Source organism: Microbacterium sp. MYb72 (assembly GCF_002979415.1).
Taxonomy (GTDB): Bacteria; Actinomycetota; Actinomycetes; order Actinomycetales; family Microbacteriaceae; genus Microbacterium; species Microbacterium natoriense.
On sequence record NZ_PCOT01000039.1, the window covers coordinates 1 to 18,961 of the forward strand.

Sequence of the window (18,961 nt, forward strand, 5' to 3'; positions counted from 1 at the left end):
ACGCCGGAGCTGCCGAGAGCCTGAGCGCACCGCCCTGGCCGTTGAGCGACGCTTCGACTCGCTTCGCTCGCTCAGCGCGAGTCTCCGCGAGACGAACGCCCCATCGGACGCGTGGCGGCAGTCGTGCGTTCCTCGCCGCGTTTCGTCTCGGTCGCTGCGCTCCCTCGCTCAACGGCCGGGTGGGTCGTCGAGCGAGCGTGCCTCTCCGGTCGCTGAGCGAGTGAGCGAGTCGAAACGGTGCGTCAGGCGGCGGCGCGCGCCCTGTCGAGGTCTTCGAAGAGCTCGGTGTTGAAGCGGTAGGCGAGCAGCACCTCGTCGATCACGCGCTCGCGCTCGGCCTCGTCCCACGGGGCGGAGTCGAGCTGCTCGCGGTAGACGTCCTTGAACGCCGACGGGTCTGCGATGTCGTCGAACAGGTAGAAGCCGATGCCGTTGGTCTCGAACCCGAAACGACGGGCCATCACGCGGCCGATGAAGATGCCGCCCGACAGGTCGCCGAGGTAGCGCGTGTAGTGGTGGGCGACGAAGCCGCCGGCCCACGTCGCACCGACCTGGCGGATGCGGTCGACGTAGCGCTGCGTGGTCGGCAGCGCCGTGATCCGCTCACGCCAGTCGGCGCCGATCAGGAACTCCAGGTCGGCCTCGAGGGCGGGCAGGCGCGTGAGCTTGTCGCTGAGGAAGACGGAGGCGATGGGGTCCTGGCGCATCCGCTCACCCGCGCTCTCCAGAGCCTCGTAGATGAAGTAGTGCTGCGCGACGAGGGAGATGTAGTCCTCGCGCGACCCTTCGCCCTTCAGCAGGTCGGACATGAAGCCCGCGCCCTCGCTCTGGGAGTGCGACCCGGACGAGCGCTCGCGGAGCGCGGCGGAGAAGGAGAGGATCTCGGACATGCGTCCAGTGTAAGGGTTGCCTTACTCGTCCGCCACGTCGACGGCGAACGCGGCCTCAGGCGTGAGGGCGAACGCCGCCTCAGGCGTGCGGGCGGGGCTCGACGTCGAGCCGCTCGCAGGCGAGATCGTAGAGCGCCACGACCTCGCGGCGGACCTCGGGCCGCTCGGTGATCGGTCCACCAGGCCAGGGGACGCGGAGCTCGGATGCCGCGCCGTCGCGCGTGACCGACCACAGGCCGCCGTCGCCGTCGAACCCGGTCATGACGGCATCCGTGATCTCGTCCTGGCCTTCGGGTGCGAAGGCTCGGGCGATGAGCAGGTTGTCGTCCACGTGGTCGCCGTTCATGTGGCGGAGAACGGCGGAGACGATGTCGGCGTCGAAGGCGAAGGTCACGAATCCACCCTAAACGCCCGTACAGTGCGGGTTCTCAGCATCCGCGTTCTAGACTCGGGGAACACGTCTTCCGGGGGTCTTTTCCACATGCAGCTTCTCTCGTCGCGCCGGGTGCGCGCAGCCGTCGCGAGCGTCGTGGTGCTCGGGCTCTTCCTGACCGGATGCTCTGCGGACAAGACGTTCACGTACACGCCTCCTGAGCAGGTCGACGGCAGCCTCCCCGACGACACGGTGGCGGCGATGCAGGATGCCGTGTCGAACGCGCTCACGGCCTCCGGCGCCTCCGGGGCCGTCGTGGGCGTCTGGGTGCCCTGGAGCGGCACCTGGGTGACCGGCCTCGGCACGCAGGAACCCGGAGCGGGCGCGGAGATCAGCACCGACATGTCCTTCCGCATCGGAGACGTGACGCGACTCATGACGTGCGACGTGCTGTACGCGCTCGCCGACGACGATGTGCTCAAGCTCGATGCGCCGGTCACGGACTACGTCTCCGGCGTCGCGGGCCTCCAGGACATCACCCTCCTCGATCTCTGCAACGGCACGAGCGGACTCGGCTCCTCCGAGCCGACGGTGAAGTCCGCCTGGCTCAACACCCCGGGTCGCGAGTGGGCTCCGCTCGAGCTCGCCTCGTACGGGCTCGGCCAGGCGCGTACCCCCGCGCACACCGCATACCGCGACTCGGATGCCGGCTATCTTCTTCTCGGCCTCGCGCTCGAGCGCGCATCGAGCCTCAGCGCGTCGGAGCTGATCGCCAAGTACGTCACCACCCCGCTCGGCCTGAGCGGCACGTCCCTTCCCGCCGCGCCCGCGGCCGCACCGTCGACGGGGCCGGTCATGAACGGTCACTACCTGTCTGCGGTCGAGGGTGGTTACAACTGTGCGGCTCCCGTCGACATCACGAAGCTGTCGTCCAGCGCCGGGTTCACCGACTCGGGCGTCGTGTCGACCATCGAGGACCTCGGGCGCTACGTGCAGGCCGAGGCGGCGCAGAAGCTGCGGACCAAGAAGAAGCCCGAGCGCTTCAGCGCGCCGCTGCCCGCCTACGACGGCGCCCCGTCGTGGCTGCAGGCGACGGGCGGCGGCAACCTCGTGGGCTCCATGATCGGCCAGCAGGGATGGGCTCCCGGCTATGCCACCGCCGCGTACTCCGACCCGGCGACGGGCTTCACCGTCGCGGTCGTGCTGAACGACTCGACGGCGAGCGGAACCTTCGCCTCGTACCTGGCGTGGGAGCTCGCGGCGATCGCCTCCAAGGCTCCGGCGGCGTCGGGCCAGACGGCCCCCGAGTTCGGTCTGCCGTTCACGGCTGAGCAGTACCATCAGGCGATCACGGATGCCGCGCTCGTCTGCGTCGAGCAGCCGGCCGCCTAGCACCGGAGCGGGGCCGCGATGACGATCATCGACAACGCGATCTACGTCGACGGGGTGCGCTCCGAGAACCCGAAGAGCCTCAGCGAGACGTTCGAGCGGATGCGGGAACGCGGCGGCATGGGCTGGATCGGCCTGTACCGGCCCAGCGAGGAGGAGATCCGCGCCGTCGCCGACGAGTTCGGCATCCACGCCCTGGTGGTCGAGGACGCCCTCGCCGGACATCAGCGCTCGAAGCTGGAGCGGTACGGCGACATCCTCTTCATGGTGCTGCGCCCCGCGCGCTACCTCGACGATGTCGAGGAGGTGGAGTTCGGCGAGGTGCACGTCATCCTCGGTCCCGATTTCGTCGTCACGATCCGGCACGCCGAGTCGCCAGACCTCGGGCGGGTGCGCCGCCGGCTCGAAGGCGACCCCGCTCTGCTGAAGCACGGACCCGAGGCGGTGCTCTACGCGATCCTCGACGAGGTGGTCGACGAGTACGCCCCCGTGCTCGCCGGACTCGAGAACGACATCGACGAGATCGAGAGCCAGCTGTTCGTCGAGGACTCCGACGCGACCCAGCGCATCTACGAGCTGAGCCGAGAGGTCATCGACTTCCAGCGTGCGACGCAGCCGCTGGCGGGGATGCTGGAGGGGCTGCTGCGCGGCTCCGAGAAGTACGCGGTCGATGAGGAGCTGCAGACCTATCTGCGCGACGTGCTCGACCATGCTCTCCGGATCGCCGACAGGGCCACCACCTTCCGCACGCTGCTCGACAACGCGCTCACCGTGGAGTCGACGATCGTGGCCCGTCGTCAGAACGCGGAGATGCAGCGGATGACAGAGCTGAGCATCCGCCAGAACGACGAGGTCAAGAAGATCTCGGGCTGGGCGGCGATCCTGTTCGCGCCCACGCTCGTCGCCGGGGTCTACGGCATGAACTTCCACAACATGCCGGAGCTGAGCTGGGTGTTCGGCTACCCGATGGCGATCGGGTTGATGATCGCGATGGGCTACGGACTGTACTTCGTGTTCAAGAAGAAGGGGTGGCTGTAGGCCCTCCGACGCACGCTCGGCGTGTTCAGCCTATTCACAGGATCGCCGCGCGGCATCCTCTCCCTTCGGTATGCGACCCGATATTCTCGGTGACGCTATGGAGGGTGCGTCGGCCGGAGTGCGCGGGCGGTCGAAGTGCTCACCGCATTCCAATCTCAAGAAAAGAGCACTCTCATGACCGGGACAGCACGCAAGGCGCTCGCTGAAGCGATCGCCACATTCCTCTTCGTCCTCAGCATCATCGGCGCGGTGAACAGCGGCAGCCCGCTGACGCCGCTCGCGATCGGCCTCGCCCTCGCGGTCCTCGTCTTCTCGACGGGCCACATCTCGGGCGCGCACCTGAACCCGGCCGTGTCGGTCGGCGTCTTCCTGCGCGGCGGACTCAGCGCCGGCGACCTCGTCGCGTACATCGTGGCGCAGTTCGTCGGTGGCGCTGCCGCCGCCCTCGTCAGCTTCGCCGTGTGGCCGGCCGCCGAGAAGGCCGTCGAGATCGAGGTCGGCCCCGCCTTCCTCGTCGAGGCGCTCTTCACCCTCGCCCTCGTGTGGGTCGTCCTGAACGTCGCGACGTCGAAGGACACCGACGGCAACTCCTTCTACGGTCTCGCGATCGGTGGCACCGTCTTCGTCGGCGCCGTCGCGGTCGGCGGCATCTCGGGCGGCGGCTTCAACCCCGCCGTCGCGCTCGGCCTGTCGATCAGCGGCCAGTTCGCATGGAGCAACCTGTGGCTCTACATCGTGGCCCCGATCGTCGGCGCCGCGATCGCTGCGGTCCTGTTCCGCGTGCTCAACAGCGACGACGCCAAGAAGATCGGCGCCTGACCTCAGCTGCACCCGAATGCCGCGCCCTCCCCGGAGGGCGCGGCATTCCTGCGTTCGGGGTGCGCGTGGGGTGCGGGGTGCGGGGTGCGTGGCGCGGGCGCTGGGCATCCGTTCGGGAGGAGTTCGCGCGTTCGGGAGGAGCTTTCGGCGGCATCCGTCCTCCCGAACGTGAGATCTCCTCCCGAACGTGCGTCGGGGTCGTCCTGGAGCGTGACGCGTTCGCAGGCGCGCGGCGCAGGGCTTGGGTTCGGGGCGGGTGCGGGTGGCGCTGGGCGCGTGGCGCTGGGCATCCGTTCGGGAGGAGTTCGCACGTTCGGGAGGAGCTTTCCGCGGCATCCGTCCTCCCGAACGTGAGTTCTCCTCCCGAACGTGCGTGGGTGGCCCGAATCGCCGGTCGCCCGGGAGGCCGTGTCGCGGAGTCCTCCTCGAGGGGGATGCCGGAGGCGGCGGGTGGGCTCTAGCCTGAGGCCATGCTGATCGTCGAGGAGCTCCACCTGCTGCTGCTGCGCCCGGACGGGCGGGTCGAGAATGCGGTGAGCGTGCACCGCCTGTACGGGGAGATCGCCGCGGTCATCGTGGATCTCGCCCTGCACGGACGCGTCAGGATCGCCGAAGGCAAGAACCCGGTGCTGGAGATCGTGTCCGCCGAGCCCACGGGCAACCCGGTGCTGGACGTCGCTCTCGCGAAGCTCGTTCCGCTGCACGGCAAGAAGGTGCAGTCGCTCGTGATGCGCTCCGGCCTCGATCCGCTCGAGTCCGTCGTCGAGTCGCTGGTCGTGCAGGGCGTGCTCGTGCGCGGTGAGCGCGGCTTCTTCGGCTGGGGCTCGGAGCGCACGCCCGAGTCCGATCCGGGGCCGGAGCGACTGCTCCGCTCGCGCTTGGCGGCGGTCCTGGCGGGTCACGTCCCGCCGACCGCCGCCGACCAGGCCCTGCTCTCGATCCTGCAGGGGCTGGGGGCGGCGCATGCGCTCCTGCGCGAAGAGGCCGCCGGAATGTCGGCCGGTGAGCTGAAGAAGAGGATCGGGGCGCTCGCGGAGGATTCGGCCGCCGGAGACGCCGTCGCGAAAGCGGTGAGCACCGCGGTGAGCGCCGCGCTCATGGCGGCGATGACGCCGGTCATCGTGGCGGCGACCATCACCTGAGGTTCGGTTCAGCCGCCCTGGCGCGTGTACGTCCCGCGCATGAGCGGGGCGGGCTCGGCATCCGGTGGCGCAGCCGTGTCGAGCTCGATCGCAAGACGTTCGCCGTCTCGGCGCAGCCGCATGATCGTGCGCCCGCGCGCGGATCGTCGGTCGAGCACGAGCTCGTCGCCCTCCCACACGGCCGTGCCCGGGGTCTCCGGCACGAAACCGTAGGAGTCGAACCACCAGAAGCCGGCGGCGCAGACCACGCCGTGGGCGATGAGGTGACCGGCATCCTGCATCTCCACGTAATCGAGGAGGATCCCGTCGGGTCCCGGCTCGACCGTCAGCGCGCCTCGTGCCGAACCGGCTGCGGTCCAGGCGGTGGCGAAGAGCTCTTCGTCGCCCGACCAATCGCCGAGCAGGGACGCGTATCGCTGGTCAGGGGCCATGTGAAGAGCGTACTGACCTGATGGGCGTCGACGTGATGTGGAGGGGCTGACGGGAATCGAACCCGCGCTGTCTGCTTGGGAAGCAGAAGTTCTGCCATTGAACTACAGCCCCGGATCGCTCGCCGCGAAGTCGCGGGAACGGGGTACGGCCAGACTACCCGGCGCCCCGTGATTGGCAAAACGGCGCGGATGTCGTCGTCGGCTGCGTGTTGTGCGGCCGGGCGTCGTCGACGGAGGCGCCAGAACTCCGGAGATCCGCGGCAGACGGAGGGGATTGGAGGCTGGAGAGGTCGGAGAAGGCCGAGACTCCGGAGTTCTGGCGGAGGCGGGGCCGAGAGGACGGCGTCATCGGTCGAGGACGTCCTGGCCCCGCCGAGTAGGCTGGTCGCGTGCTTCTCAGCGATCGCGACATCAGGGCAGAACTCGCATCCGGCCGGATCGGCCTCGAACCGCACGCGCCGGAGATGATCCAGCCGTCGAGCATAGACGTGCGGCTCGACCGCTACTTCCGCCTCTTCGACAATCACAAGTACCCCTTCATCGACCCGTCCGTCGATCAGCCGGAGCTGACGCGTCTGATCGAGGTCGACCCCGACGAGCCGTTCATCCTGCACCCGGGGGAGTTCGCCCTCGGGGCGACGTTCGAGCAGGTCACGCTCCCCGACGACATCGCCGCACGCCTCGAAGGAAAGTCATCCCTCGGTCGGCTGGGCCTCATCACCCACTCGACGGCGGGATTCATCGACCCGGGCTTCACCGGCCACGTGACCCTGGAGCTCGCGAACGTCGCGACCCTTCCGATCAAGCTGTGGCCGGGCATGAAGATCGGCCAGCTCTGCTTCTTCCGTCTGACCTCTCCCGCCGAGAACCCCTACGGCTCCGGCCCCTACGGCAACCGCTACCAGGGGCAGCGCGGGCCGACGGCATCCCGCTCGTTCCAGAACTTCCACCGCACGAACGTCGGGACCACCGACGTCGGGGCGCTCGGGGGATGACGGGGCTCGAGCGGCCGGAGGACGTCTACCGGCCGCCCGCAGCGCCGACGCCGCCGGTGGAGTCCGACGGCGATGACGCCGAGGAATCGCAGGAGGTCGCCCGCGTCCGGCGACGCAGCCGTGTGGTGGTGATCACGGTGATCGCCGCGAGCGCGACGCTGCTGCTCGGCCTGACGGTGGCGATCGTGATGCTGACCACCGGCCTGCTCAGCGCGATCGGTGATCGCGGAGGGGATGCCGACACGGAGAAGCCGGCCGTCGTCGAGCAGGAGCCCGACGACCCGCAGCCCGTGCGCGCCGGAGAATGCGGCGAGCTGTGCGGTGCGCTGGAGTCCGAGATCGGCGTCGATGCGGGTGCATGGACCGCCGAGGCCGGATGGTCGGATGCCGAGCCCGAGGTCGGGGCGACGGCCGCGGCGACCGCGGTCTTCACGTCGGACCTCGGCGCCGGAACGCTCACGGTGCTGCAGTTCGACACCGACGAGCAGGCGGCGCAGGCCGTGAAGGACCTCGGGGCGCGCATCGGCGAGCCGGTGTTCCAGACCACGGTGTTCGACGACGGATCCGGCACCCGCTACGACTACGACGGCGCCCTCACCAGCCGGGTGCTGTGGCACCTCGATGCGCAGTCCACTCCGCACGAGGTCGGTCGGCTTTACCTGATCGAGGCTCCGGCCAACGACGCCGCCGACTTCTCGGAGCAGGCCGCGTACCAGCTCTACCTCGCGCTGCCGCTCTGAGTCTCCGCCGCCGCGCGACCCGCTCCCTGAAGCTGCTCGATGACCGCGTCGAGCACGGCATCCGCCCGCAGGATCCGCGTGTGCCCGAATCCCTCGGTGCGCAGCAGCCGCGAACGCCCCTGGTGTGCGGCGTGCAGACGAAGCGAATCGGCATCCGGCATCCGGCTGTCGGCGCGATCGTGCACGACGAGCAGGTCGACGGAGTCGGGGAGCGGATGCCGCACGGCGTCGTATGTCTCCTCGAGCTGCCGTTCGTCGACGCCGAGGCGGTCGCGGAACCGCCTCTCCATCCGCGTCACCGCCGCAGCCGGAAGCCGGAACTCGCGCGCGAACTCCTCGACGAACGCTGCGGGGCTCGCGGCGCCGGAGACGGCGACGACCGTGTCGGTCGGCACGCTCGCGCGCGCAGCGGTCAGTGCGGCCAGGGCGCCGAATGAGTGGCCGATGATCGCGTCGAAGCGTCCGTGCGCGGTCTGCAGCTGTTCGGCGGCCTCGATCCAATCGCGCATGTCGGTGCGACGTCCGGCCGACGAGCCGTGCGCCGGAGCGTCGAAGGAGACCACGCGGAACCCTTCGGCCACAAGCTCGCGCACGAGCGGCGCGAACTGCGAGGCGCGGCCCCTCCAGCCGTGCAGCAGCAGGACGGTGCGCGCGCCCGAGCCCCACTCGTAGGCCGTGATGTCGGCGTCGTTCACGCGCAGGGTCGTGGTCTGCGCATCGGCGTGGGTCGCCGCGTCGCGGGGGTGCACGGGCATCTGCGGCGCCGTGCTGAAGAACGCGCGGTAGGCCAGATCGCCGCCCAGTGACGGGGAGACCGTGGATGCGAGGCGGATGCCGCCGGCGATGAGCTCGGACAGGGAGGGCATGGGGATCCTTCCGACGAAGAATACGAACGATCATACGTATAGTACGCGAACGATCGTTCGTATACTAGAAGCATGTCGGAGATCCTTGACGGGCGCAGGGCCCGCGGCGATGCCTCGCGGCGCGTGGTGCTGGCGAGCGCGACCGACCTCGCCTCGGTCGACGGCCTCGACGGGCTGACGATCGGCCGCCTCGCCGAGGCGTCGGGGTCGAGCAAGAGCAGCATCGCGACCCTGTTCCAGAGCAAGGAAGGGCTGCAGCTCGCGACGATCGCCGCCGCCAGGGAGATCTTCACGACGCGGATCGTGGATGCTGCGCGCACGGAGCCCCGGGGTGCACGCCGCCTCGCCCTCCTCCTGCGCAACGCGCTGATCTACTCGCGCGATCGGGTGTTCACGGGCGGGTGCTTCTTCGCGGCCACCGCGGCCGACGTCGATTCGAAGCCGGGGCCGGTGAGTGACGCCGTGCGCACGGCGCTCGTCGACTGGTACGGCTATGTCGAGGCGCAGGTGCGGCACGCGGTCGCGGCGGGCGAGCTCGTCGTCGACGACCCCGAGGTGCTCGCGTTCGAGCTGATCGCGCTCAACGAGGAGGCGAACTCCCGTTCGCTCATGATGCGCGACGAGCGTCCGTACTCGGTCGCCGCCGCGGCAATGCGCGGACGGCTGACGGATGCCGGTGCGGATGCCGCGGTCGTGGGGCTGCTCGACCTCTGAGCCGCGCGTGGAACCGCTGCCGCCCCGTCGGAGGTGGTACGAGGCTCGGGGAGTTTCGTCTCGGTCGCTGTACGTCCTCGCTCAACGACCGGGTAGCCCTATCGTCGAACGAGCGGAGTGAGTCGACACGGGGTGGTGGTGCTCCGCGTGGGCATGGCGACGCCCCCCGTTCGACGACCGCGGGTCGCGGTGCGTGAGCGAGGGGCGTTGCTAGGCGGGGTCAGGCGTCGCGACCACGGGAGTAGCCGGCGTCGAAGCCGCGCTCGTACGCGTGCTGCGCGGCGCGGGCCGCACGGTGGTCGCCGTGCCCGTGGTGAGGGCGGCCGTGGCCGAACTCGGGGGCGAAGCGGTGTCCGCGCCCTCCGTCGAAGCCGCGGCGGTGCTCCGCGGGGGAGCCATGGCCGTGCTCGGCGTCGGCGCCGTGGCGGTGCGCGTGCGCGTGGCCGCAGTCGTCGCCGTGCTCGTCGCCGGGGCCGAAGCCGGGGCCGAACCCTGCGCGGAAGCCGGGGCCGAAACCGGGACCGAATCCTCCGCGGAACGGGCCGAATCCGCGACCGCGTCCGAACGGATGCCCGTGGCGACGGCCGAAGCCGCGGCCTCCGCGGCGACGGGGAAGGGGGGTGTTCTCGTCCCAGCCGAAGGCGCGGGCGATCTGCTCGAGAGTCGCGAGGGTGGTCGCGAGGTCGTCGGGGCTGACGGCATCCGTCACCGTGGCGCGGATGTTGTCGACCAGCGCTGCGAGGCGCTCCTTGGCAGCGCGGCCGTCGTCGGTGAGCGTCCAGCCGCCGGCGGTCTGCTCGACCCAGCCGCGCTCGACCAGTGCACGGACCTTGCCGGGGTGCAGCGGGCGTGACGCGGGGACCGTGCCGTCGATCACGTTGAGCAGGCGCCAGTCGCGGCGGCTCGCTCCTTCGCGCTCGAAGGCGGTGGCGAACTCGGCCGCCATCAGGCGATCGGTCGCGGTGATCCAGTAGCCGAAGGGGCGTGGGTTCTGTGTGTTGTCAGAGGTGTTCATGGTGAAGTCCTTAGATGTCAGTGTGCATGTGCTTGTCACAGTGCATGTATATGTATGGTGACATGAGTTCCGATGCATGTCAAGTCGCATGTAAAATCGAATCGTGAGCGCAGCAGAGAACGATCCGGCAGAGACCATCGCCCAGGCCCTGTCGCGGCTGCGCGGCCGGCGACCCGGCGGACGAGGCCCCGGCGGCTGGCACGGCGGACCCCACCCCGAGCACTTCGGCCACGACGACCACGAGGGCAGAGGTGGTCGCGGCGGACACCCCGGCCGCGGCGGCTTCCCTGGCCCCCCGTGGATGACCGACCCCAGCGGGCGCTTCGGCGGTCCCGCCCGGATGCGGATGCTGGAAGCGCTGGCCGCGGCATCCGCTCCGCTCAGCGTGAGCGACCTCGGCGCGGCGATCGGCGTCGATCAGCCGCGTGCCTCCCGCCTCGTGCAGCAGGGCGTCGCGCACGACCTCGTGCGCCGCGAGGCCGACCCCGACGACGCCCGGCGCACGCGCATCGCCCTGACCGATGAGGGTCGTCGCCTCGCACGGGGCATGAGGGGAGAGCGGCGTGAGGTCCTCGGCAAGGCGCTCGCCGCCTTCACCGACGATGAGCGCGCAGAGCTCGCGCGCCTGCTGAACAAGCTCGCCGACAACTGGGGATAGTCCGGACCATTGTCCCCGACGGAAGGTCATGTTGTTGGAGCGATCACGCCTTCAATCGGTGTCTAGGACTCGGGGCGACCGGCAGGAGAGCTGATCAATAGATCCATCGCCTACTGAGGGGGTGTCGCGACCCCTGTTGAAAGGCGGTCGGCCATGACCGCGAGGCCATAGCTTTGGATCGCGAGGAGTTCCCGCGCAGGGCGGACGGATCGGATGCTAAGGTCCAGCGCTGCAGGTCGGCTTGTAAGTGGCGTTGTCGTGGTCCGGTCGAGTATGGAACTCGAAATGCCCGGTGAAATCGTGTTCGGAGGGGTCGCAACCCGCACTGCAGGATCGCGGTCACTCCGCCGCAAGGTCGCCTGCAAGCCAACGGTGTTGGTCTCGGATTTGACGCACCGGAAGATCCTGGGCGTCTGGGCGAAAACGCGACTAGGGTGCTAACGCAATTCTATGAGTTCGATAGTTTTCGCAGAACCGAGGCGCGTCTGTCCCCCGAAAGGGGGACAGGCGCGCCTCAGCAGCCCATGGATACTTGAACTAAGTAGTGTGCCGTTTTGTGTGACGAAAGGTAGAGATATGAAAAAGAGGAAATTGTCCGGGCTTGTCGCGTTGGCATCGACGGCGGTTCTCTTATTCGGTGGTGCAAGTGCGGCCAATGCGCAGGGTGATTCTCTAGGTCACGCGCGTCCCGCGTTCCCGGCTCCCGAAGAGGTTCGCTTCGGTGCGACATACGAAGAGTCGGTTGTCCTTGGCCTTGTCGGGGAGGAGCCGACAGGCGGCGTATCGAGTCGCTCGATCCCCTTCAACCCGATCGACAGCCTGCAATGTGACGTTATGAACAACGCTGACCATGTTCTTATTGATGACATGTACACCTATGCGTATGCCAATGGGGCTGAAGTTCTTTGGCCTGGGGGGGATGTTGATCTACTGTGCGGAACGGACACGACGAGCGGATTCAAGCACATCCGGTCTCGTCATCAATGGCCAGGAGTCGGCGGTAGCAACGGCTGGGAGACGGTGCGAGCTTCCGCGTCCGCTGCTTTGGGATACACGGCGCCGCAAACTTGGGACGAGTTCATGATCCATGCCGTCCATGACACTCTGGACTACTCTTTCCCTGAGCCCGTCGTCAATCAGGCCCAGCAGAAGGTTTGCTTTTCTGCGCCTTTCCATATTTGGAAAGGGACTCAGGTTTACGCAACATATTATGCTAATACTGTGGTGTCGAAGAGCAACTTCATAGTAGTCACGGCTTTCCTGAGCAACTCGTCGTACTTTAGTGCTTGTAACACTTCTTGGAGCAACTGAAGCGCGGCCCTATGACCCGACGTCTGTCTGGGCGTCCGGGTCATAGGCCTCGAACTCGCCGCGCACTCGATAGGACGGGCCCAGTTCGTCCTGGATGTCGCGGACCAGCGCTGCACCTTCGGCGATCCACTGTCGCCCCACGTCTGGATCAGGCCATCGAATCTCGGTGACCGGATCCAAGACCTCCTCCCAGATCTGGTTCCAGGCCTTGAGGCGGCGCCGGACGCCGATCGAGAGCGGCAGCCAGCTCAACATCATCCCGCCGCCGAACCATTCTGGGACGACGACGACCTGCTGTGAGGAGTCTTCGGGCAGGACCATTCGCTGAGCCTACAACCAACGTTGGACTCTTGGTCCGCCTCTTGTCCGCGGTGTCGTTCGGTCAGCGGCCGGACTTGACCGGCAGCAGGAGCAGGAAGCCGGCGATCAGCACGACGACGATGCCGAGGATGCCGAACGCGGTCTGTGAGGTGAGGACGATCAGCAGCGTCCACGCGCCGGACGCCATCCAGCTCGCCGCCCTGCCGGTCGTGGCGTAGAGGCCGAAGATCTCACCCTCGCGCCCCGCGGGGGTGACCCTGGCGAGGAAGGAGCGCGCCGCGGCCTGTGCCGGTCCGACGAACGCGCACAGGACGAGCCCGCCGATCCAGAACACCATCGTGCCGCCGTCGCGCAGGAAGAACACCACGAGTCCGGCGATCGTCATGGACGCCAGCGAGAGCAGGATGATGCGCTTGGGGCCGAACCGGTCGTCGAAGAGTCCGGCGATGATCGTGGAGACGCCCGCGATGAGGTTTGCCGCGATGCCGAAGATCACGAGCTCCTGGAACTCGAAGCCGAAGATCGTCGAGGCGATCACGGCGCCGAATGTGAACACGCCGCTGAGTCCGTCGCGGAACACCGCGCTGGCGAGCAGGAACCAGAAGGTGTTGCGGGTCTCGGGGGAGCGGTAGAGGCCGGTCACGTCCTTCACGAGGAGGCCGTACGAGGCGAAGAAGCCCACCTTGCGCTCAGGGCGCCCCAGCGACGGCTCCGGCACGTTGAGGAAGATCGGGATGCTGAACACGATCGCCCACACCGCGCAGCCGACGGCGATCAACCGGAACGGCAGGCCGTTGTCGGTCGACATCCCGAACCAGTCGAACGCGTCGAGCACGACCACGATCACGAGGGCGATGATGCCGCCGATGTAGCCGAAGCCCCAGCCGAGCCCGGAGATGCGGCCGATCGTCTTCTGGTTGGCGATGCCGATCAGCATGGCGTTGGAGTTCACCGCCGCGATCTCCTGGAACACGGTGCCCGCCGAGATCAGCGCCACACCCACCCAGAACATGCTCACCTGCGGGGTCACGAACCAGAGCCCGAACATGCTGACGATGAGCGCGCCGGTGCCGATGCCGAGCCACAGCTTCTGCTTGCCCGCGGCATCCGCCCGCTGGCCGAGCACCGGGGCGAGGAGCAGGATCGCGAGCGCCGCGATGGTGCTGCCGAGTCCGAGACCCGAGGCGAGGTCGGCCTCGGCCGCCACGCGCACCGGGTCCTTCTCGCCGAGGGCCGCGATGTCGGCGGGCAGGAAGTCGGGGCCCACCAGGTACAGCGCCGTGAAGATGAACGTGAGGATCACCGAGTTGAACGGCTGCGTCGCCCAGTCCCACAGCGCCCACGAGTAGACCTGCTTCTTCGGAGCAGGGGTGTCGCCGCGGAGGTCGAGGCCGATCACGCCGACGGCGCCGCTCTTCGCGGTCGCCAGGGGTTCGGCGCGCTCTTCGGGTTCGCTCATGAGGGAAGTCTGGCGGCGGCCGGTGAACGGGCGGTGACGGCGCGCCGTGCGGCAGGGCGCACTCGACCGGCGGGGTAGGGTCGACGCATGTCGAGGCGGATGCGATGACGCGAACGGTCGTGCTGTTCGAAGGGGCCAGCGACAGGCTCGCGTTCGAGGCCGCCTCGCGCCGACTCGACGTCGGACTCGACGCGCTCGACCTCGTCGACCTCGACGGGATCACCAATCTGCGCGCCGTGCTCCGCGACCTTCTCGCGCAGACGGACGACGTGCGGGTCCTCGGCCTCTACGACGCCGCGGAGGGCGCCTACGTGCGGCGGGTGCTGTCGGACCTCGGGGTGCTCGACTCCGCCGCAGACCCCGAGCGCGCCGGATTCTTCGGCTGCGAACGCGATCTGGAAGACGAGGCGATCGCCGCCGCCGGCCCCGAGCTCGTCGTCGAGACGCTGGACGCACGGGGAGAGCTCGCCCGCTTCCGCGTGTTCCAGGGGCAACCAGCGCAGCGCGAGCGCGCCGTCGAGGATCAGCTCCACCGGTTCGCGGGAACGGCGGCCGGACGCAAGGCGCGGTTCGCGGCCGACGTGATCGACGCCATCCCCCTGGATCGGATGCCGCGCCCCCTCGTCGCGCTGCTCGATGCCGCGCTCGCCGGATAGCAGCGGCCTTCTCCTGCGGTCTAGCGGCCCTCGACGCTGATGCGGGGGTCGCGCAGCGTGCGGGCGTAGTCCTCCTTGAGCACGGCGAGGTGCAGCCACGCCTCGATGCGGGTGACGCCGGGCAGGGCGCGCAGCCGTTCGAGGCTCGCGTAGAGGGCTCCGGCCGACGGCTCGACCAGCGTCGCGACGATGTCGAAGCGGCCGAGGGTGCGCGCGGCGAAGTCGACGCCTCGTCCGGTGCGCAGCTCCTGCACGATCGCGGTGTCGTCATCGAGGTTCACCCCGACGCCCATCGACAGCTGCCGGTGCGCGAGGCCTCTCGCCTCCACGGCGCTGATCTTGATGACGCCGCCGTCGATCAGGCGCTGCACGCGGGTGGCGACGGCAGAGGGGGAGAGCCGCACGGCCTGGCCGAGGGCGCGGAAGCTCTTGCGTCCGTCGATCTGGAGCTGCTCGATGAGGGCCTCGTCGATCGCGTCGAGGGTGATGTCGCCGTGGTACTCCGAGACGAAGAAGCCCTTGACGACGGTCGAGTAGATGATCGTGTTGATGTCGAGCACCCCGTCGAGTGCCCTGATGCGCGCGAGGAGGTCGTGCAGCTCCGCCATCGAGCCGAGGCGCACCTCGGTGACGAGATCGTGCGCCCCGCCGACCGAGGAGACGAACACGGTCTCCGTCATGTCGCGCAGCGGCGCCGCGACGACGCCCGCCGCGCCCTCGGTGCGGATCGACACGTGCGCGAGCACGTGCTGTCCGAGGAACACCGGGTCGACGGCGGCGACGACGCGCACGGTGCGGTCGTCGAGCAGCACGCGCAGGCGCGCGGCCACGGCGGCGCGCGTCTGCGAGAGGCGGTCGGCGAGGGAGCGGATGCTGGCGCGTCCGTCCTCCTGCAGTGCGCGGATGAGATCGGCGTCGAAATCCATGGTCGTCCCGAAAGTGCTCGATTACCGGCGAACGCACGCGAGTGCGTACATGAATACAGTGCAGGATGGGCCACGCGTGTCGCAAGAGACACTTTTGCCTGTGAGGGCTGACAGAACTCCAGTGAATGAGTCTTCTCGCTGGAGTTCTGCCCTTGTCGAGGGGCTCGGACGCCCGTAGCATCCTTCGCTATCCGACATCTTCCGCAAAGGAGCGGGCTCCATGAACTCCACCACCACCAGGGCGCGACGCGCAGGCATCGCCGCCTTCGTCGGCACCACCATCGAGTGGTACGACTTCTACGTCTACGCGACGGCTGCGGCTCTCGTGTTCGGCCCCCTGTTCTTCCCGAGCGGCGATCCGCTCGTCGAGACCTCCCGGGCCTTCGCCACCTTCGCCGTCGCGTTCCTCGTGCGTCCGCTCGGCGGCATCATCTTCGGCCACATCGGCGACAAGTTCGGACGCCGCGTCTCCCTCGTGATCACCCTGCTCATGATGGGCGTCGCCACGGTGCTCGTCGGCTGCCTGCCGACCTTCGCCGACATCGGCATCGCCGCCCCCATCCTGCTCATCATCCTCCGCGCCCTGCAGGGTCTCGCGGTCGGCGGCGAGTGGGGAGGCGCGGTGCTCATGAGCGTCGAGCACGCCCCCGCGGGCAAGAAGACCTTCTACGGCGGCTTCACGCAGCTCGGCAACCCGGCCGGCGCCCTGCTCGCCTCCGGCATCTTCGCGATCATGTCCCGCGGCGGCGACGACTTCATCCTCAACGGCGGCTGGCGCATCCCGTTCCTGCTGTCGATCGTGCTCGTGGGCGTCGGCTTCTGGGTGCGCTACCGCGTCGAGGAGTCCCCGGTGTTCGAGCAGAAGGTCGAGGGCCGCAAGCAGTCCATGCCCCTCGGGTTCGCGCTCCGCGCCAACTGGCTGCCGATCCTCCTCGGCATCGGCATCCTGCCCATCTCCACCGGCGGCTACTACCTCGCCACGACCTTCGCGACCGCCTACGCGACCGGCGAGCCCATCGCCATCAGCGAGCAGGTCATCCTCGACGCCATGACCATCGCCTCCTTCGTGGAGTTCGTCGTCACTCTCCCTGTGGCCTGGCTCGGCGACAAGTGGGGCCGCAAGAACATCATGTACATCGGCCTCGTGACCTCGGTGCTGACGTTCATCCCGTTCCTGCTCGTGATGCCGGGCAGGGTCGAGCCGCTGATCTTCCTGTTCGCCTCGCTGGTGCGCATCGCGATGAGCGCGACGTACGCGCCGATCGCCGCGATCCTCGCGCAGATGTTCCGTCCGCAGGCCCGCTACACCTCGATCGCGCTGTCCTACGGCGTGGGCGCGGCGATCTGGGCCGGGTTCTCGCCCTGGTTCGCCACCCAGCTCGTCGCCTGGACGGGCAGCATCTGGTCGGTCATCGCGATGTTCATCGGCATGGCCGTCATCGCCGGAGTCTGCACCAGGCTCGCGCCGCAGCACTCCGACGAGGCGCCCGTCACGGCATCCTTCACCGCCCGCACCGACACGACTGCGAACCCGCTCCCATGAGAAAGCTCTCCCCCTTCGACCGCTCGGCCCAGACCGAGCCCCTCCTGATCACGGCCAGGGCGATCCACACGGCGGATGCCGTCGCCACGACAGCGTCCGCCATGCTGACCGACCGTGGACGGATCGTCGCGATCGGCACGGCCGCCGAGTGCGAGGCCGCCGCCGAACGCGCCGGTCTCGCCCCGGAGCGGATCGACCTCGGCGATGCCGTGATCGTCCCCGGGTTCGTCGACGCGCACGCCCACCCGCTCATGTTCGGCCAGATGATGACCTGGGTGGACTGCGGACCCGGCCAGGCCGGCAGCATCCCCGAGATCGTGGCGCTGCTGCGCGCGGCGGCGGCCGACGCTCCCGAGGGGCGGCCGGTGCGCGGCTACGGCTACGAGCAGCGCAACCTCGTCGAGCAGCGGCATCCGACCCGCTTCGAGCTCGACGAGGTGGCCTCCGACCGCGAGGTGTACCTCATGAACGCGTCGGGGCACGGCGGCGTCGTGAACTCGTACACGCTCGCGGCCGGCGGCATCGACCGCGACACCCCGAACCCCGCTGGCGGCGAGTTCTTCCGCGATGCGGACGGCGAGCTGACGGGCGAGCTCTCGGATGCCGCGTGCAACATCCTCACGGGCGTGCACGGCGTGAAGATCGGCCACCACGGACCGAACTTCCACCTCGCCGACGAGCCGGAGGAGCACCTGCGTCAGCTGGATGCCGCCACCCAGCGGTTCCTCGCCGGCGGCGTCACCTCGATCGGCGACTGCCAGGTCACCCGCCGCGAGTTCGACATGTACCTGCGTCTCGCCGAGGCCGGACGCCTGGAGCTGCGCGTCTCGATGTACCTGCTGTCGCACCTGCTCGACGAGGCCCTGGAGATGGGGCTCGTCGGCCAGTTCGGCAACGCCCACCTCAGCTTCGCCGGCATCAAGTTCTACGCTGACGGCACGCTCGGCGGCTGGACCGCGTACTTCCCCGACGGCTACGTCGGAGACCCGTGCCGCACCGGACAGCTGTACCACGAGCCCGCCGCGTACGCCGAGCTCATCCGCAAGGCGCACGCCGCCGGCCTGCAGACGGCGACGCACGCGCAGTCCCCGACGGCGATCGAGATGGTCGTCTCGGCGATCGAGGCCGCTCTCGCCGAGCGCCCCGACGCCGACGCCCGGCACCGCATCGAGCACTGCGGTCTGCCCACCCCTGAGCAGATCGAGCGCATGGCCGCCTCCGGCATCCGCCCCGTCAACCAGACGCAGCACTACTTCAACTGGGGCGAGGGCGTGGAGCAGGCGGTCGGGACCCCCGGCGAGCGGTTCAACCCGCTCGGCGAGTTCGAGCGCGCGGGGGTCGGCTTCACCATCTCCTCTGACGCGCCCGTGGCCGAGCCCATCCCGCTCGAGGCGATCCAGACCGCCGTCACCCGCGTGACGCGCCGCGGCCACACCCTCGGCCCCGACGACCTCCGCATCTCGGCGCTGTCGGCGCTGCGGGCCCACACCATCGAGGGCGCCATCTCGATCGGCCGCGAAGACGACCTCGGCTCGCTCGAGGTCGGCAAGTACGCCGACTTCGCCGTGCTGTCCGACGATCCGCTCGCCGTGGCCCCCGAGACGATCTCCGCGATCGTCGTCCGCGAGACCTGGGTCGACGGCACGCGCCGCCACTCGGCGGCGTGAGGGAGGAT

General features: G+C 69.0%; 20 protein-coding genes and 1 tRNA gene. 12 read left to right on the top strand and 9 right to left on the bottom strand.

Features of this window, described 5'->3' with window-relative positions:
* Window positions 1–242: 242 nt before the first annotated feature.
* A complete protein-coding gene (locus CQ047_RS16760) occupies window positions 243–890 on the bottom strand; it encodes a heme oxygenase (biliverdin-producing) (RefSeq protein ID WP_105677032.1) in 648 nt (215 codons plus the stop codon).
* Window positions 891–969: 79 nt separating this feature from the next.
* Window positions 970–1,236, bottom strand: a complete 267-nt coding sequence (locus CQ047_RS16765; protein WP_219844645.1) for a DUF2470 domain-containing protein — start codon at window positions 1,234–1,236, stop codon at window positions 970–972.
* A gap of 135 nt (window positions 1,237–1,371) precedes the next feature.
* Between CQ047_RS16765 and CQ047_RS16770 the strand changes: the two genes are divergently transcribed.
* The 4 genes from CQ047_RS16770 to CQ047_RS16785 all read left to right on the top strand — a co-directional run bounded on the left by CQ047_RS16770 (window position 1,372) and on the right by CQ047_RS16785 (window position 5,651).
* Window positions 1,372–2,655 (top strand): serine hydrolase, encoded by a 1,284-nt coding sequence (locus CQ047_RS16770; protein WP_105677036.1) that lies wholly within the window; start codon window positions 1,372–1,374, stop codon window positions 2,653–2,655.
* Window positions 2,656–2,673: 18 nt separating this feature from the next.
* Window positions 2,674–3,690: a magnesium/cobalt transporter CorA gene (corA, locus tag CQ047_RS16775; RefSeq protein WP_105677037.1), complete on the top strand. Its 1,017-nt coding sequence runs from the start codon at window positions 2,674–2,676 to the stop codon at window positions 3,688–3,690.
* A gap of 174 nt (window positions 3,691–3,864) precedes the next feature.
* Complete coding sequence (locus CQ047_RS16780; protein ID WP_105677039.1) at window positions 3,865–4,509, top strand: MIP/aquaporin family protein; 645 nt, start codon at window positions 3,865–3,867, stop codon at window positions 4,507–4,509.
* 470 nt (window positions 4,510–4,979) lie between these two features.
* Window positions 4,980–5,651 (top strand): GPP34 family phosphoprotein, encoded by a 672-nt coding sequence (locus CQ047_RS16785; RefSeq protein ID WP_105677041.1) that lies wholly within the window; start codon window positions 4,980–4,982, stop codon window positions 5,649–5,651.
* Window positions 5,652–5,659: 8 nt separating this feature from the next.
* On the opposite strand, the gene CQ047_RS16790 is transcribed toward CQ047_RS16785, so the two are convergent.
* Window positions 5,660–6,082 (bottom strand): hypothetical protein, encoded by a 423-nt coding sequence (locus CQ047_RS16790; RefSeq protein ID WP_105677043.1) that lies wholly within the window; start codon window positions 6,080–6,082, stop codon window positions 5,660–5,662.
* Window positions 6,083–6,120: 38 nt separating this feature from the next.
* Window positions 6,121–6,194: transfer RNA gene (locus CQ047_RS16795), tRNA-Gly, on the bottom strand.
* 277 nt (window positions 6,195–6,471) lie between these two features.
* Between CQ047_RS16795 and dcd the strand changes: the two genes are divergently transcribed.
* Both dcd and CQ047_RS16805 read left to right on the top strand, forming a co-directional pair.
* Window positions 6,472–7,077, top strand: coding sequence for a dCTP deaminase (gene dcd, locus CQ047_RS16800; RefSeq protein ID WP_105677044.1), 606 nt, complete (start codon window positions 6,472–6,474; stop codon window positions 7,075–7,077).
* Window positions 7,074–7,817 carry a hypothetical protein gene (locus CQ047_RS16805; protein ID WP_105677045.1) on the top strand — a complete coding sequence of 248 codons (744 nt, stop codon included), beginning with the start codon at window positions 7,074–7,076 and terminating at the stop codon, window positions 7,815–7,817. The genes dcd and CQ047_RS16805 overlap by 4 nt, the downstream gene beginning before the upstream one ends.
* Here the strand turns inward: CQ047_RS16805 and CQ047_RS16810 are convergent.
* On the bottom strand, window positions 7,796–8,683 hold the full coding sequence (locus CQ047_RS16810; RefSeq protein WP_105677047.1) for an alpha/beta fold hydrolase: 888 nt from the start codon (window positions 8,681–8,683) through the stop codon (window positions 7,796–7,798). The two genes, CQ047_RS16805 and CQ047_RS16810, sit on opposite strands and share 22 nt — an antisense overlap.
* Before the next feature lie 72 nt (window positions 8,684–8,755).
* On the opposite strand from CQ047_RS16810, the gene CQ047_RS16815 reads away from it, so the two are divergent.
* Window positions 8,756–9,397, top strand: a complete 642-nt coding sequence (locus tag CQ047_RS16815) for a TetR/AcrR family transcriptional regulator (RefSeq protein ID WP_105677048.1) — start codon at window positions 8,756–8,758, stop codon at window positions 9,395–9,397.
* A 220-nt stretch (window positions 9,398–9,617) separates the two neighbouring features.
* Here CQ047_RS16815 and CQ047_RS16820 read toward each other — a convergent pair whose 3' ends face one another.
* Window positions 9,618–10,412 carry a MarR family winged helix-turn-helix transcriptional regulator gene (locus CQ047_RS16820; protein ID WP_105677049.1) on the bottom strand — a complete coding sequence of 265 codons (795 nt, stop codon included), beginning with the start codon at window positions 10,410–10,412 and terminating at the stop codon, window positions 9,618–9,620.
* 103 nt (window positions 10,413–10,515) lie between these two features.
* On the opposite strand from CQ047_RS16820, the gene CQ047_RS19145 reads away from it, so the two are divergent.
* Window positions 10,516–11,070 carry a MarR family winged helix-turn-helix transcriptional regulator gene (locus CQ047_RS19145; RefSeq protein ID WP_258132729.1) on the top strand — a complete coding sequence of 185 codons (555 nt, stop codon included), beginning with the start codon at window positions 10,516–10,518 and terminating at the stop codon, window positions 11,068–11,070.
* Between the two features lie 576 nt (window positions 11,071–11,646).
* Window positions 11,647–12,381 (top strand): hypothetical protein, encoded by a 735-nt coding sequence (locus tag CQ047_RS18730; protein WP_146114380.1) that lies wholly within the window; start codon window positions 11,647–11,649, stop codon window positions 12,379–12,381.
* Between the two features lie 9 nt (window positions 12,382–12,390).
* On the opposite strand, the gene CQ047_RS16830 is transcribed toward CQ047_RS18730, so the two are convergent.
* Complete coding sequence (locus CQ047_RS16830; protein WP_105677050.1) at window positions 12,391–12,702, bottom strand: hypothetical protein; 312 nt, start codon at window positions 12,700–12,702, stop codon at window positions 12,391–12,393.
* Between the two features lie 61 nt (window positions 12,703–12,763).
* Window positions 12,764–14,161 (bottom strand): MFS transporter, encoded by a 1,398-nt coding sequence (locus CQ047_RS16835; RefSeq protein ID WP_105677052.1) that lies wholly within the window; start codon window positions 14,159–14,161, stop codon window positions 12,764–12,766.
* Between the two features lie 104 nt (window positions 14,162–14,265).
* Between CQ047_RS16835 and CQ047_RS16840 the strand changes: the two genes are divergently transcribed.
* A complete protein-coding gene (locus CQ047_RS16840; RefSeq protein WP_105677053.1) occupies window positions 14,266–14,817 on the top strand; it encodes a hypothetical protein in 552 nt (183 codons plus the stop codon).
* Between the two features lie 20 nt (window positions 14,818–14,837).
* Here CQ047_RS16840 and CQ047_RS16845 read toward each other — a convergent pair whose 3' ends face one another.
* Complete coding sequence (locus tag CQ047_RS16845) at window positions 14,838–15,743, bottom strand: Lrp/AsnC family transcriptional regulator (protein WP_105677054.1); 906 nt, start codon at window positions 15,741–15,743, stop codon at window positions 14,838–14,840.
* Between the two features lie 220 nt (window positions 15,744–15,963).
* On the opposite strand from CQ047_RS16845, the gene CQ047_RS16850 reads away from it, so the two are divergent.
* Together CQ047_RS16850 and CQ047_RS16855 are read left to right on the top strand one after the other, a co-directional pair.
* Window positions 15,964–17,286 carry an MFS transporter gene (locus CQ047_RS16850; RefSeq protein WP_105677056.1) on the top strand — a complete coding sequence of 441 codons (1,323 nt, stop codon included), beginning with the start codon at window positions 15,964–15,966 and terminating at the stop codon, window positions 17,284–17,286.
* Window positions 17,283–18,953 carry an amidohydrolase gene (locus CQ047_RS16855; protein ID WP_105677057.1) on the top strand — a complete coding sequence of 557 codons (1,671 nt, stop codon included), beginning with the start codon at window positions 17,283–17,285 and terminating at the stop codon, window positions 18,951–18,953. The genes CQ047_RS16850 and CQ047_RS16855 overlap by 4 nt, the downstream gene beginning before the upstream one ends.
* Window positions 18,954–18,961: the final 8 nt, after the last annotated feature.